The organism is Planotetraspora kaengkrachanensis (assembly GCF_016862895.1).
Classification (GTDB): Bacteria; Actinomycetota; Actinomycetes; order Streptosporangiales; family Streptosporangiaceae; genus Planotetraspora; species Planotetraspora kaengkrachanensis.
On the sequence record NZ_BONV01000001.1, the window covers coordinates 400,638 to 414,769 of the forward strand.

12 protein-coding genes are annotated in these 14,132 nt (G+C 71.3%); 4 read left to right on the forward strand and 8 right to left on the reverse strand.

The annotated features are described in order from the left end of the window. Positions 1–42: 42 nt before the first annotated feature. Positions 43–1,008, reverse strand: a complete 966-nt coding sequence (locus Pka01_RS01840; RefSeq protein WP_203880730.1) for an ArsR/SmtB family transcription factor — start codon at positions 1,006–1,008, stop codon at positions 43–45. 81 nt (positions 1,009–1,089) lie between these two features. On the opposite strand from Pka01_RS01840, the gene Pka01_RS01845 reads away from it, so the two are divergent. Beyond that, positions 1,090–2,307: an MDR family MFS transporter gene (locus tag Pka01_RS01845; RefSeq protein ID WP_203880731.1), complete on the forward strand. Its 1,218-nt coding sequence runs from the start codon at positions 1,090–1,092 to the stop codon at positions 2,305–2,307. 75 nt (positions 2,308–2,382) lie between these two features. After that, positions 2,383–4,134, forward strand: a complete 1,752-nt coding sequence (locus Pka01_RS01850) for an NAD+ synthase (RefSeq protein ID WP_203880732.1) — start codon at positions 2,383–2,385, stop codon at positions 4,132–4,134. A 42-nt stretch (positions 4,135–4,176) separates the two neighbouring features. Here Pka01_RS01850 and Pka01_RS01855 read toward each other — a convergent pair whose 3' ends face one another. From Pka01_RS01855 to Pka01_RS01865, 3 genes are all read right to left on the reverse strand, one after another. Then, on the reverse strand, positions 4,177–4,782 hold the full coding sequence (locus Pka01_RS01855) for a TetR/AcrR family transcriptional regulator (protein ID WP_203880733.1): 606 nt from the start codon (positions 4,780–4,782) through the stop codon (positions 4,177–4,179). Between the two features lie 7 nt (positions 4,783–4,789). After that, complete coding sequence (locus Pka01_RS01860) at positions 4,790–6,355, reverse strand: MFS transporter (RefSeq protein WP_203880734.1); 1,566 nt, start codon at positions 6,353–6,355, stop codon at positions 4,790–4,792. A gap of 130 nt (positions 6,356–6,485) precedes the next feature. Next, positions 6,486–7,679 carry an MFS transporter gene (locus Pka01_RS01865; RefSeq protein WP_203880735.1) on the reverse strand — a complete coding sequence of 398 codons (1,194 nt, stop codon included), beginning with the start codon at positions 7,677–7,679 and terminating at the stop codon, positions 6,486–6,488. Between the two features lie 228 nt (positions 7,680–7,907). Between Pka01_RS01865 and panB the strand changes: the two genes are divergently transcribed. Next, a complete protein-coding gene (gene panB, locus Pka01_RS01870) occupies positions 7,908–8,777 on the forward strand; it encodes a 3-methyl-2-oxobutanoate hydroxymethyltransferase (protein WP_203880736.1) in 870 nt (289 codons plus the stop codon). Positions 8,778–8,860: 83 nt separating this feature from the next. Here panB and Pka01_RS01875 read toward each other — a convergent pair whose 3' ends face one another. Continuing rightward, positions 8,861–9,778: a serine/threonine dehydratase gene (locus Pka01_RS01875; protein WP_203880737.1), complete on the reverse strand. Its 918-nt coding sequence runs from the start codon at positions 9,776–9,778 to the stop codon at positions 8,861–8,863. Between the two features lie 195 nt (positions 9,779–9,973). After that, positions 9,974–11,158, reverse strand: coding sequence for a trans-sulfuration enzyme family protein (locus tag Pka01_RS01880; protein ID WP_203880738.1), 1,185 nt, complete (start codon positions 11,156–11,158; stop codon positions 9,974–9,976). A 214-nt stretch (positions 11,159–11,372) separates the two neighbouring features. Here Pka01_RS01880 and Pka01_RS01885 point away from each other — a divergent pair, with 214 nt between their 5' ends. Next, a complete protein-coding gene (locus Pka01_RS01885; protein ID WP_203880739.1) occupies positions 11,373–12,056 on the forward strand; it encodes an alpha/beta hydrolase in 684 nt (227 codons plus the stop codon). A gap of 24 nt (positions 12,057–12,080) precedes the next feature. On the opposite strand, the gene npdG is transcribed toward Pka01_RS01885, so the two are convergent. Together npdG and Pka01_RS01895 are read right to left on the reverse strand one after the other, a co-directional pair. Then, a complete protein-coding gene (gene npdG, locus Pka01_RS01890) occupies positions 12,081–12,758 on the reverse strand; it encodes an NADPH-dependent F420 reductase (RefSeq protein ID WP_203880740.1) in 678 nt (225 codons plus the stop codon). A gap of 99 nt (positions 12,759–12,857) precedes the next feature. Continuing rightward, positions 12,858–14,006 (reverse strand): lipase family protein, encoded by a 1,149-nt coding sequence (locus Pka01_RS01895; RefSeq protein WP_203880741.1) that lies wholly within the window; start codon positions 14,004–14,006, stop codon positions 12,858–12,860. Between the last annotated feature and the right edge of the window lie 126 nt (positions 14,007–14,132).

Here is a 14,132-nt window from a genome sequence, read left to right on the forward strand (position 1 = left end):
GCAAGCGGGGCGTCGGGGCCGGCCCGCGACGATCAAGACGATCTAAGCGCCGTGCGCGAGGGCGTCACCCACGGCCGTCCTGCGGTAGAGCACCTCGCGGCCCAGCCGCCGCCGGGTCACCAGGCCGCCGTCGGAAAGGACGGTCAGGTGCTGGCTCACGGCCCCGGGGGTGAGGTCGAGCCGCCGGGCGAGGGCGGTGGTCGACCCCGGTTCCTCGAGCGCCACGAGGACGCGGGCCCGGGATCGGCCGATGAGGGCCGACAGCGCGTTCGGCGTGCAGGGGGCGCCGGCCGCCCAGAGGTTGCCGACCCCCCGCGCCGGATAGCTCAGCATGGGCTGGTATGGCTCGTACATGATCGAGACCGCCCGCCAGTTGAACGCGCTGGGGACGAGCACCAGCCCGTCACCGGTGATGTCGCCCGAGTAGTCGTGGTTCAACCTCTCGGTGACCAGCCGGTCCCCGTGCCAGACGACCGAGGGGTGGAGATCCTCGAACAGCTCACGCACGCCCCCTGCGGCGAGCCCGCGCGAGCGCCACATCACGTCGCCCTCGAGCACACCGTGGATCGCCGGCCAGAACTCCTCGATGGCCACCTTCCAGTAGTCGTACAGCCGGTCGGCCACCCGCTGGACGCCGGCGACGGGATCGTCCCTGAACCGGGCGGCCGCCTCGGGATCGGCGCTCTGCACCCAGGCCACCTCTTCGGCGGCCGTGTGCGGAGGGGCGTTCCTGACCCGGTCGAGCTCGGCCATGAAGTCGGGCAGCGGCGTGTCCGGCGGAGGCGTCAGGAAGTCGGGCATGTAGCCGGTGACCGGCACCAGCGCGAACAGCTCCGACAGATCCAGATCGCGCAGGCGTGGCCGTACGGCCCGCAGCCACGGCAGGTGCAGCGAGTGGCGGGCGGGCGACCGCAGCACGCGCAGGCTCGTCACCAGCTCCCACATGGGCGAGAACGCGAACCTCAGCCGGGCCACGTCGTCCGGCGTGAACCGCCATTCGATCGCCATCGCCGCTCCCCACGCCACGAGACCTTTTAGCCGTCGCTAAAAGATTGGCACCTCAGGAGGCCGATGGCAAAGGCTTGACCTGTGACTACTGTGACCGAATCCCCCGGTTTCCTCCGGTCCGCGACCGGCGGGCTTCCCCGCGCGTTCTGGGTGCTGTTCGCCGGGACGCTCGTGAACCGCCTCGGCACGATGGTGGAGCCGTTCATCGGCATCTACCTCACACAGGCGCGCGGCATGTCACTCGCCGCGGCCGGCCTGGTGATGACCACGTTCGGCGTCGGGTCGCTGCTGTCGCAGCCCTTCGCCGGCTGGCTGGCCGACCACTTCGGCCGGCGGGTGACGCTGACCGGAGCCATGATCGCCACCGCCGTCACGTTCATCGCCCTCGGGTACACCACCAGCGTCCACGGCATCACGGTGGCCATGCTGGTGCTCGGCCTCGTCGTCGACGCCTACCGGCCCGCGTCCCAGGCCCTGGTCGCCGACCTCGTCTCCCCGGAGGACCGGCCACGCGCGTTCGGGCTGCTGTTCTGGGCGGTCAACCTCGGTTTCTCGATCGCGATGGTCGCCGGCGGCTGGCTCGCCGAGGCCGGGTTCACCACGCTCTTCTGGATCGACGCCGTCACCTGCCTGATCTTCGGCGTGCTGGTGTGGCGGGCGATCCCCGAGACGCTGCCCGACCGCTCGGAGGCCACCCCCGGCCGGTTCGCCGACGTGCTGCGCGACAAGGCGATGGTGGCCTTCTTCGCCATCTCACTGACCTTCGCGTTCGTCTACCTCCAGGCGTACACGACCCTGCCGCTCGCCATGAGCGACCAGGGCATGCCCACCAGCGCGTACGGCATGGCGATGGCGGTCAACGGACTGCTGATCGTCGTCGTCCAGCCGTTGACGAACACCTGGCTGTCACGCCGGGACCCCAGCGCCGTACTGGCCGTCGGATTCAGCGTCGTCGGAGTCGGTCTCGCGCTCACCGCGGCCGTCTCCTCCACGCTCGGCTACGCCGCGACGGTCGCCGTATGGACGCTGGGCGAGGTCGTCACCGCGGGTGTGGCGGGCGCGATCGTCGCCTCGCTCGCCCCCGCCCACCTGCGCGGCCGCTACTCCGGTCTGTACGGCCTGGCCTGGTCGGCCGGAGGGATGCTGGCGCCCCTCGCCGGAACCCGCCTGCTCGCGGTGAGCCCGGTGCTCCTCTGGCTGGTCATCGGGGGGCTGGCGCTGCTCGCGGCCGCAGGTCAGCTGGCGCTCGGGCCGGTCATCCGGCGCCGGACCCGCGTCCAGGAGACCGCCCCGGCGTAGCGGTCTCGCACATGACGACAAGTCACCTTATCGTCGCTTTGACGACAATAAACGGGACGTTCTAGGCTGGTCACCGTGGCTCAACTCCGTATCGCCCTCGCCCAGACCAACCCTGTTGTCGGCGACCTCTCCGGCAACGCGGACATGCTCCTCCAGTGGACCCGGCGGGCCGCCGACCGGGGTGCCCATCTCGTGGTCTTCACCGAGCTGTTCCTGACCGGGTACCCGGCGGAGGACCTGGTCCTGCGCTCGTCGTTCGTCGAGGCCTCGGTCGCGACGTTGTCCTCGGTGGCGGAGCGGCTGGCCGCGGAGGGCCTCGGCGACCTTCCCGTGGTGGTGGGCTATCTCGACCGGGCCGACGTCGCCCCCCGGGTCGGCCAGCCCAAGGGCGCGCCGCTCGACGCCGCGGCGGTGCTCTACCAGGGCCGGATCGTGATCAGGTCCGCCAAGCACCACCTGCCCAACTACGGCGTCTTCGACGAGTACCGCTACTTCGTGCGCGGCGACCGGCTGCCCGTCATCCGGCTGCACGGGGTCGACGTGGCGATCGCGATCTGCGAGGACCTCTGGCAGGAGGGCGGCCCGGTGTCGGTCGTGGCCGAGACGGGCGCGGGGCTGCTCGTGGTGCCCAACGGCTCGCCGTACGAGATGGACAAGGACGACGTCCGGCTGGACCTGTGCGCGCGCCGGGCCCGCGAGGCCGGTTGCGCCCTGGCCTACGTCAACATGGTCGGCGGGCAGGACGAGCTGGTCTTCGACGGCGACTCCCTCATCGTGGACGCCTCGGGAGAGCTGGTCGCCCGCGCGGGGCAGTTCACGGAGGAGCTCCTGGTGACCGACCTCGAGCTGCCCGAGGCCACCGGCGAGCTCGGCGAGCGCACGGTCGACGCCCATGACGGCACGGTCATCACAGTGGAGCGCCTGCTGCTGTCGGCCACGCCCGTCGAGCCGTACGAGCCGGAACCGCCGGTGACCGCCGAGCGGCTGGACGACCTGGCCGAGGTCTACAACGCCCTCGTCCTGGGGGTGCGCGACTACGTGCGGAAGAACGGTTTCCAGTCGGTCATCCTCGGCCTGTCGGGCGGCATCGACTCCGCGCTGACCGCGACGATCGCCACCGACGCCATCGGCCCGGAACGGGTCAACGTGGTGCTGATGCCCTCGCGCTACTCGTCGGACCACTCGATCACCGACGCCGAGGAGCTCGTACGCCGGCAGGGACTCAACGCGCGGGTCGTGCCGATCGCGGACATCGTCACCGCCTTCGAGAAGGAGATCGAGCTCCACGGCCTCGCGGCGGAGAACCTGCAGGCGCGGGTGCGCGGCATGCTGCTGATGAGCCTGTCGAACGAGCACGGCCATCTGGTGCTGACGACCGGCAACAAGAGCGAGCTGGCCACCGGCTACTCCACGCTGTACGGCGACTCCGCCGGCGGGTACGCGCCGATCAAGGACCTGCTCAAGACGATGGTGTGGAGGCTCTCCGAGTGGCGCAACGCCCAGCCGGGGCCGCCGCCGATCCCGGAGAACTCCATCACCAAGGAGCCCAGCGCCGAACTCCGGCCGGACCAGCGCGACACCGACTCACTGCCCGAGTACGACGTGCTCGACCGGCTGCTGAGCGACTACGTGGAGAACGACATGGGCCGCGACGAGCTGATCGCCGCCGGGCACGACCCCGAGCTGGTCACGCGGATCATCCGGCTGGTGGACCTGGCCGAGTACAAGCGCAGGCAGTATCCGCCGGGGCCGAAGATCACGCCCAAGAACTTCGGGCGTGACCGCCGGCTCCCGATCACCAACCGCTGGCGCGAGACCCTGGGCTGAGACCCGCCCTCGGCCGGGTCTCAGCGTGGTCTCAGCGGGGTCTCAGCGGGGACGGAACCCGAGCAGCACCTCGTCGACGATCCGCTCGGCGAGGTCGGCGGGCAGCGGCCCGTCCGCCCACTTCGTCCGCCACATCATCGTGCCGGACAAGATGGCCATCGCCATCGGGACGTCGAGGTCGGCCCGGAGCTCGCCGTTCGCCATGCCCCGCTCCAGGACGGCGCTCAGCAACTCCTGACGGGGCTTGATGGCGATCTCGTGGAACCTCTCGGCCACGCGGGGATGCTTGTCCGACTGGCTCATCGCGATGTTCATGATGCAGCGGGTGCGCACGTGGACGGACTCCGACTGGACCACCTGCAGGTAGGCGACCAGGTCGTCGCGGACGGACACGCCCTTGAGCGGGGCGATCGGCGGCTTGAGCGACGCGAGCGCGTCGACCACCAGATCCTCCTTGTTGGACCAGCGCCGGTAGATCGTCGTCTTGCCGACGCCCGCCCTGGCGGCGATCGCCTCGATGGACAGCTCCGAGACGCCGCTGCCCTCGCCGAGGATGTCGAGGGCGGCCTCGATGATGGCCTTCTCCGCCTTCTCGCTGCGGGGGCGGCCCGCGGTGCGAACCGCCCCATCCGTCTGCTGCATCGTCATCGCCCGATCACGCTACCGCCGCTTCCTTCTTCTCCGGCTCACCCGCCGAAACCGGAGCGGCCTCCGCGGAACGGCCGGGCATCCACAGTCCTACAACGATCACCCCCACCAGCGCCACCGCCGCGGACCCGAGAGCCGCCCAGTGCATGCCGGTGACGAAGGCGGCGTCGGCGGCCTTCATGAGGCTCGCCCCCTGCGCGCCGAGGTGCTCGGCGACGCCCGCCGCACCCGAGATCGACTCGCTGACCGGCCCGCGGAGCTGCTCGGGCAGGGCCGAGACCTTGTCCTCCATGTCGCCGCGGTAGCTGGCCGACAGGGCGGCGCCGAGGACGGCGATGCCGAGCGTGCCACCGACCTGCCGCACGACGTTGCTCATCGAGGAGCCGACGCCGGCCTTCTCCCGGGGCAGGGAGTTCATGATGGCGGTGGTCGCCGGGGGAAGGATGTTGGCCATCGCGGCGCCCTGGACGAAGCCGAGGATGAGGATGAGCCAGACGGGAGTGTCCACGTCCACCAGCGCGTAGCAGGCGAGCGCGGCGGCGATGACGAGCATCGCCACGGTCCCGACCGCCTTGGAGCCGTACTTCTGCACCATCTTCGAGCTCTGCGGAGCGAAGATCAGCTGTGCCGCCGCGAACGGGAGCACCAGCGCGCCGGACTGCAGCGGAGTGTAGCCGCGGACGATCTGCCAGTAGAAGGCGAGGAAGAACATCACGCCCATGGCGGCGAAGAAGACCAGGCCCACGCTGGCGATCGCGGTGGAGAAGCCCGCGTTGCGGAAGTTCCGCACGTCGAACGCGGGGTGGGTGATCTTGCGCTCGTACCAGACGAAGCCGGCGAGGATCGCGACGCCCACCAGGGTCGGCACGATGACCGAGACGTCGGCGACGGTGCCGAGGTCGCTGATCCTGACGATTCCGTAGACGAGGGCGATCAGGCCCACGATCGACAGCAGGACGCCGACGGGGTCGAGGCCGACCCTGTTCGGGTCCTTGGAGTCGGGGACGATCAGGGTGTTGAGCACCAGGGCGATCAGCACGATCGGGACGTTGACCAGGAAGACCGAGCCCCACCAGAAGTGCGCGAGCAGGATGCCGCCGGTGATCGGGCCGATCGCGACCGCGATGCCGACGCCGCCCGCCCAGATGCCGATCGCCTTGCCGCGCTCATGGATGGGGAAGACGTTCGAGATGATCGCCAGGGTCGCCGGCATGATGGCCGCGCCGCCGAGACCCATGAGCGCCCGCGCGCCGATCAGCTGCGTCGGGTCCTGCGCGTACGCGCTGGCGAGCGATGCCAGGCCGAACAGCACCATGCCGACCAGCAGCATCTTCTTGCGGCCGAACCGGTCGCCGAGCACGCCGAAGGTGAACAGCAGGCCGGCGAAGACCAGGGTGTAGGAGTTCATCGCCCATTCCAGCTGGCTCTGGGTCGCGCCCAGGCCCTGGATCGGGTCGGCGATCGTCTTGATCGCCACGTTCAGAATGGTGTTGTCCAGAACCACGGCCAGAAGGCTGAAGACCATCACGCCGAGGATCTGCCAGCGACGCGGGTGTCCCGCGTATGCGTCCACTGATCCCCCATTGAGATTTTCGATACGCTAGAGTTTCGCAACGGCAGCGTAGCGTTGTTTATTTCGATACGCAACGGTGTCGTTTCATATTACGAGCCGCCGGGACCGGCTCCCTGCGGGGAATCCCTGATCAGGCGGGCATCGGCTCCGTGGCGGTGTGGCCGGAATCACGCCAGAACGGCAGAGCGGCGAGGACCAGGACGACACCGGCCGTGCCGGCGGCGGCGAAGGCCCAGCCCGGTCCGTGGGCGTCGACGATGGCGCCCGCGATCGGCCCCGCGCAGGCGACGCCCACGGTCAGCGCGGTGCCGTGGAGGCCCATCGCCTCACCGCGGGCGGTGGCCGGCACCCGCCGGTTGACCGCGTCGACGCTGGCGGACAGGGCGGGCGCGCACAGGAACCCGGCCGGGATGAGCGCGAGGCACAGCCACCACCATCCGCCGCCGACGAGTCCGAGAGGCGCGGTCAGCGCGCACAGGCCGCCGATCAGGCCCAGCGGTGAAAGGCCCCGCGACAGCCCTCCGTAGACGAAGCCGCCGACCAGTGAGTAGCCGCACCACAGGGCGATGACCAGCCCGGTCCACGACGTGGCGCCGCTTTCCTGCATGGTCGCGACCAGCGACAGCTCGGTCGCGGTGAGGACGAACGTCAACGCCGAGACCATCACCAGCAGCGTGATCAGGCCGGGCCCGACCCATTGCCGGTACGGCACCGACCCCTTCGTCTCCCGGTCCGCCTCGTCGGGCGACCGCGTCGGCGGGTCGAGCAGGAACAGGGCGACGCCTGAGCCGACCAGCCCGACCCCCACCGCGTACATCGTGGCGGTGCTGGAGAAGGCCGTCACGGCGGCGGCCGCGAGTGCGGGTCCCACCATGAAGGACAGCTCGACGGCCATGGAGTCCAGGGCGAACCCGGTCCTGTGGTCCTCCGCCGGGACCATGGCCGCGACGCACTGCCTGATCGCGCCGAAGACCGGCTGGCTGAACACCCCCGCGACGGCCGCCCCCACGAGCAGCGCGTGGTAGGGCAGCGACGGCGCGACGCACCAGAAGCACAGCTGGATGATCGTGGTGACGGCGATGACCGGCCGCAGCCCGCGCCTGTCGACGATGCGCCCGGCGAGAGGGGAGCCGACCGCGGAGCCGATCATGCTCGCCGCTCCGACGAGCCCGGCCTCGAGGTAACCGAGGTGCAGGCTGTTGACCACGTGCAGCGTCAGCGTGATTCCCGTGCCGGTCAGCGGGATCCTGGCCACCAGGCCCACCAGCATCAACGCACGCACGCCCGGCAGTGCCAGCACCCGCCGGTAAGGTTCAATCGCCATCTTGGTTGATTACCTCCGCATGGAATTGTGCACTGCTTCTCTGACAATTCCGACACCGGATCCGGGACCGGACAACCGGTCTGCCATCGGGCTCCCGGCGAGGTCCCCCGGGGCCCGGACAGGCACGGGATTACCGGTACGACCGGGGGTGTTCCAGCCAGTGGCGACATGCGATGATCTGACTGTCCGGGGACGCCATAGGGGCGCCACGAGGCCTTGGAGGTAGCCATGTCCTCTGTTTCCGCTGTACCTGACAACCCGTCCGCGTCCGGCTCGGCCGGCATGCTCTACGGCGGGTCGTCCGGCCGCAGAGTCACCGTCCGCGACATCGCGGCGGCCAAGGAGCGGCACGAGCGGTGGCCGATGGTCACCGCGTACGACGCCATGACCGCCAGGGTCTTCGACGACGCGGGCATCCCCGTGCTGCTCGTCGGCGACTCGGCCGCCATGGTCGTGTACGGCTACGACTCGACGCTGCCGGTCACGGTCGATGACCTTCTCCCGCTCACCGCCGCCGTGGTCCGCGGGTCGTCACGGGCGATGGTGGTCGCCGACCTCCCGTTCGGCTCCTACCAGGCCTCGCCGCAGCAGGCCCTGGAGACGGCCGCCCGCTTCATGAAGGAGTCGGGCGCGCACGCCGTGAAGCTCGAGGGCGGGCACCGGGTCCTCCCCCAGGTGGAGATGCTCGTGTCGGCCGGGATCCCGGTCATGGCACATCTCGGCCTGACCCCGCAGTCGGTCAACGTGCTCGGCGGCTACCGCGTCCAGGGACGCGGCCAGGCCGGGGACGAGTTGATGGCCGACGCCAAGGCGCTGGAGCACGCGGGCGCCTTCTCTGTCGTGCTGGAGTGCGTGCCGAGCGACCTCGCCGAGCGGGTGACCGCCTCGCTGAGCATCCCCACCATCGGCATCGGGGCAGGCCCAGGCACCGACGCCCAGGTCCTCGTCTGGCAGGACCTCATGGGCCTCACGGCTCACCCCGCCAAGTTCGTCAAGAAGTACTTCGACCTGGCCGGCGAGATGGAGCGCGCGGTGCGCGGCTTCGCCGACGAGGTGGCCGCCGGCGTGTTCCCCGCGCCGGAGCACAGCTACCGCTGACGTCCGCTCCCCCGCCACATCTCGGGCGGCGGGGGACTCCACGGCCCGCTTCCGCGCTCCGGGCACCCCTGCCCGGGGCGCGGTCAGCCGGCCAGCGTCGCCGGATCGGTGTTGGCCCCGCACACGATGACCGCGACCCTCTCGCCCGCCGCCGGCACGTACGCGCCGGACCTCAGCGCGGCGAGCGCCGCCGCGCCGGCGTATTCGGCCGCCACCCTGAACTCCCGCCACAGCGCGCGCCGGGCCTCGACGATGGCGTCGTCGGACACCAGGACGCTGGAGACCCGTGCGGCCACGGTGTCGAAGGCCACCTGCCCGATCCGGCTCGCGCCGAGGGCGTCGGCGGCCACACCGCTCACGTCCACGCGGACCGGTCCGCCCGCCTCCAGGGCGGCGTGCAGAGTGGGGATGCGTTCGGGCTCGACCGCGACGACCCCGGCCCGGCCGTCCACGGCCGCCACGACCCCCGCGACCAGGCCTCCCCCGCCGACCGCCACGAGGACGGTGTCGAACTCGGCCTGCTCGAGCAACTCGGCGGCTACCGTGCCCGCACCGGCCGCCACGTCAGGCTGGTCGTAGGCGTGGATCTCCAGCGCGCCGGTCTCGGCCGCGCGCTTCCGGGAGGCCTCGTAGGCCTCGGAGTAGATCGCCCCCACCTGGGTGACGTGGGCGCCCAGCAGGCGCAGGCCCTCGACCTTCACCGGGGCGCTGACCTCCGGCACGAAGATCTCCGCCCGCACGCCCAGGGCGCGGGCGGCGTACGCCACGGCCAGGCCGTGGTTGCCTCCGGACGCCGCGATGACGCCGGCGGCGGGCAGCGCGGCCGTCTCCCCCGCCGCCAGGATGCGGTTGAACGCGCCGCGCGCCTTGAAGGAGCCCGAGTGCTGTGTGCTCTCGAGCTTCAGGACGAGGTGGGACTCCGCCTGGAGAAGGGGCGTCCTGCGGACGTGCGGGGCGATCCGCCCCGCGGCCCTGTCCACGTCCTGCCGCACGACGGTCATGGGTGTCTCCTCACTTCGCGATCCAAGAGCGGAGTACGGCGGTCCCGCGACCGCCGACGGAATGCCGCTTCCGGCCGGGCCAGTGAAGCATCTCCGTGCTCAGGTCCCGTGCTCAGGTCCCGTGCTCAGGTCCCGTGCTCAGGTCCCGCGCTCAGGTCCCGCGCTCAGGTCCCGCGCTCAGGTCCCGCGCTCAGGTCACCGCGGAAGGCCGGCGAGAGCCTGGTCGAAGTCGGCCCACAGATCCTCGGGGTGCTCGATGCCGACGGCCACCCGGACCGTGCCCTCGCCGATGCCGGCGGCGGCCAGCCCCGCGGCGTCGAGGCCGCGGTGAGAGGTGGTCGCCGGGTGCAGGATGAGCGTCTCCACGCCGCCGAGCGACGGCGCGAGCAGCGCCAGCCGCACGGCCTTCATGAAGGCCTCTCCGGCGGGGCGGCCGCCCTTCAGGTCGAAGGAGAAGACGCCGCCGAACTCGGGCAGCAGCTTGGCCGCCACTTCGTAGGAGGGATGCGAAGGCAGCCCCGGCCAGTGCACGGCGGCGACGGCGGGATGCTCGGCCAGCCGGGTCGCGAGCAGCCGGGTGTTGGAGCAGTGGCGGTCCATCCGCAGCGGCAGCGTCTGTATGCCGCGCAGCGTCAGCCACGCGGCGAACGGGTCGGCGGTCGCGCCCAGTTCGAGCGAGTGCGTCCAGATCTTGCGGTAGAGCTCGTCGGTGGCCGCGACGGCGATCCCGCCCAGCACGTCGGTGTGCCCGGACAGGAACTTGGTGGTGGAGTGCACGACCACGTCGGCGCCGTGCTCGATCGGGCGGCACAACACGGGCGAGGCGAAGGTGTTGTCCACGACGGTGACCAGTCCGGCCTCGCGCGCGGCCTCGCTCATCCCCGGAAGGTCGGCGACCTGTGTCATCGGGTTGGCGATCGTCTCCAGATAGAGCAGCTTTGTCTCGGGCCGCACCGCGGCGCGCACGGCGGCGGGGTCGGCTTCGGGCACGTAGGTGACCGCGATGCCGTACCTCGTCTCCAGGTCCTTGAAGACGGTGGCGGTGCCGCCGTACAACGCCGTCTGGGCGATCACGTGGTCGCCCGACCGGAGCAGTCCCAGCAGGACCGTGTTGATGGCGCCCATCCCGGAACCGGTCGCCACCGCGCCCGCGCCGCCCTCGAGCCCGGCGACGGCCTCCTCGAGCGAGCGGACGGTCGGGTTCGACAGCCGCCCGTAGACGAAGGCGCCGTCGGGGCGGCCCATCCCGTCGGCGAAGACGGCAGGGTCGTCGAAGACGAACCCGGAGGTCTGGTAGATCGGCACCGCGATCGGCCTGCTGCCGTTCAGCTCAGGCTGGGGAAGGTGGACCACTCGCGTTTCCGGGTGAAGAGAGCTCATAGCGACCAGAATGACCCAGGCGGGTGGAAATTGTCAGATCCAATCCGGCGGAATCGGCCACGTTGAGGCGCCCGAGCCACGTGCCTTTCGCCTCCCAGAGCGGGGGCCGGACCACGGGCCGCGTGCTGATCACGGCTCTGGGACGAGGATGACGAGGATTACGCCCGCAGCGCACGCGACGCCGCCTGCCGGAGACGGTGACGAGGATGTGGTGATGGACATCACCTTCCTGCTCGTCCACAGCCCCTCCGTCGGCCCCTCCACGTGGACGCCCGTGGCCGAGGTGCTGCGGGCGCGGGGCCACAGGGCCGTGGTGCCCTCCCTCGTCGATGTGACCGCGGGGCCGGCGCCGTACTGGCCGCGCGTGGTGGACCAGGCGGCCGCCTCCGCGCCGCCGGAGGGCCCGGTCACGGTCGTGGCCCACAGCAACGCCGGCCTGTTCGTCCCGCTCATCGCGCAGGCGTTGCGCGAGCGGGTCACCTCGTGCCTGTTCGTCGACGCGGCCCTGCCCCCGCGGCAGGGGACGGTCACCGCGGCCGAGCCTGAGTTCCTGCCGTTCCTGCGGTCGATGACGGACGATTCGGGCGTCCTGCCACGCTGGACCGACTGGTGGGGCGAGGAGGACGTGGCCGCGATGTTCCCCGACGAGGCCACGCGCCGGGTCGTCGTGACCGAGCAGCCCCGGCTGCCGCTCGGCTACTACCTGGAGGAGATCCCCGTTCCCCCGCACTGGGACAGCGTCGCGGGCGCGTATCTGTGGTTCGGCGACGCGTACGCCGCGATCGCGGCCGAGGCGGCGGAGCGCGGCTGGCCCGTCGGCCGGATCCCGGGTGAGCACCTGCACCAGGTGTGCGCTCCTGGCGAGGTGGCGGACTGGCTGGTCGCCTCCGCCCGATGATGGACCCGTCAGGGGTCGCGCTGGCTACACGTCCGTGACCCGCAGGCCCGCGTGAACCTTGTAGCGGCGATTGATCGAGATCAGGTTGGCCGTCATCGCCTCGACCTGCCCGGCGTTGCGCAGCCGGCCCGCGTAGACGCCCCGCGCTCCGGTGATGCGGGAGGCGAGCGCCTGCACGATGTCGGTCGCCTCACGGTCGTCGCCGAGCACCAGCACGTCGAGGTCGACCTCCTCCACCGAGGGGTCGAGCAGCAGCACAGCGGACACGTGGTGGAACGCGGCGACGACCCGGCTTCCGGTGAGGACGGCGGCGGCCTGCTGGGCGGCGCTGCCCTCCTCCACGGGCAGGGCGTGGGCGCCCTGCTTGTCGAAGCCGAGCGGGTTCACGCAGTCCACGACGATCTTGCCGTCGAGGGGCTCCCTGAGCGACTCGAGCAACTGCCTGTGGCCCTCCCACGGAACCGCGACGATCACGATGTCGGCCTCCGCCGCGACCACCGCGTTCTCCGCGCCGCGCGCGCCCACGCCCTCTGCGGCCTCCTGCGCGCGCTGGGCGCTGCGGGAGCCGATCAGCACCGTGTGCCCGGCGAGGGCGAACCGGCGGGCCAGTCCTCTGCCCTGGTCTCCCGTGCCGCCCAGGATGCCGATGGACAGTGCGGACACATCGGGAAGGACCTGCGGAGAATCGGTGCGCTCAGCCATGGGACAGATCATGCCAGCCCGCGGCTCCCCTTCGAGCCGCCGGGTCCGCGTCCGGCGCCGTCCGCGTGCGCGGGGCGCCGGACGCGGCCCACCCGGAACTCAGCAGTTGCCCACGGCGGGCAGCCCGATGACGCGGCCGGCCAGCCACCCGACGGCGAGCGGGCCGCCCTCGACCGCGCCGAGGACGTGGCTGCCCGCGGGCAGACCGGTCCAGAGCACCTTGGCGCCCCCGGCGCAGTACTGCTTCCTGAGCGTCGCGCCCACGCCGTAGGGGATGATCTCGTCGCCCTTCGCGTGATAGAGGTACATCGGCACGCGCGGGGTCGTCCCGCCGAGACGGTTCTCCCGCAGGCGGGCCTGCCACTCCGGCAGGTGCATCACGTCGGTCGTGGTGAGTTCGCTCAGGCGCCGCCCGGACAGCGCGGACCGCAGCTCGGCGACGCAGTCGTCGCGCGCGCCGGCGAACAGCGCCGCGCCTTCGGGGGTCAGGTGGCTCGCCAGCGACAACTCGGGGTAGGCGGCGTCGAGGCCCAGTCCCGCCGCGGCCGCGAGGCCGAAGTCGGAGGTCCCGTCGACGTTGTCGGCGACCGCCTGCAGGTCGGCGGGCACGCCGCCGGCCGCGACCCCCTTGAGCCGGAGTTCGGGCGCGTACGACGGCTGGAGTTGCGCCGCCCAGGCGGCCGACGAGCCACCCTGCGAGTAGCCCATCACGACGACGGGCGCCTCAGCGGACAACTTCGCCTCGCCCACGCGCGTGGCCGCCCTGATCGAGTCGAGTACGGCGTGGCCCTGCGAGACGCCGGCCATGTACGTGTGCTCGCCCGGCGTGCCGAGGCCCTCGTAGTCCGTCACGGCGACAGCCCAGCCCTTGAGCAGCATCAGGCTCATGATCGCCAGTTCGGCCTCGGTGCCCTGGGACATCGCGTTCGAGGGCGCGCACCGGTCGCCGAGGCCGTGGGTGCCCACGGCGTACCCGGCGATGGGCCGCCGGCCGAACAGATAGGGCGTCCTGGGGACGAGCAGCGTGCCCGACACCACGTTCGCCGTGCCCGTCGCCGACGTCGACCGATAGCGGAGGTGCCACGCCTTGACCGGCACCTCGAGGAGCCTCCCCGGCGCGAGGTAGACCGTCGTGGGACTCGCCTCGACGAGTTCGCCGGCCGCGGTCGACTGAGCGGTCCCGCCCAGCACGGGCAGCAGGAGAAGTGCCCCGATCATGGACATGGTGGCGCGAACACGCAGGTTCATTGAGCCGCCCTTCACCTATTGGATCAATTTCCAAGAACGGCGCCGTGGGCAGATCGTTACCCGCGGGTAACGGACTGTCAAGGACCTGAATCGCGGGACTTCACCGGCGGGTGTCAGGCACCATTG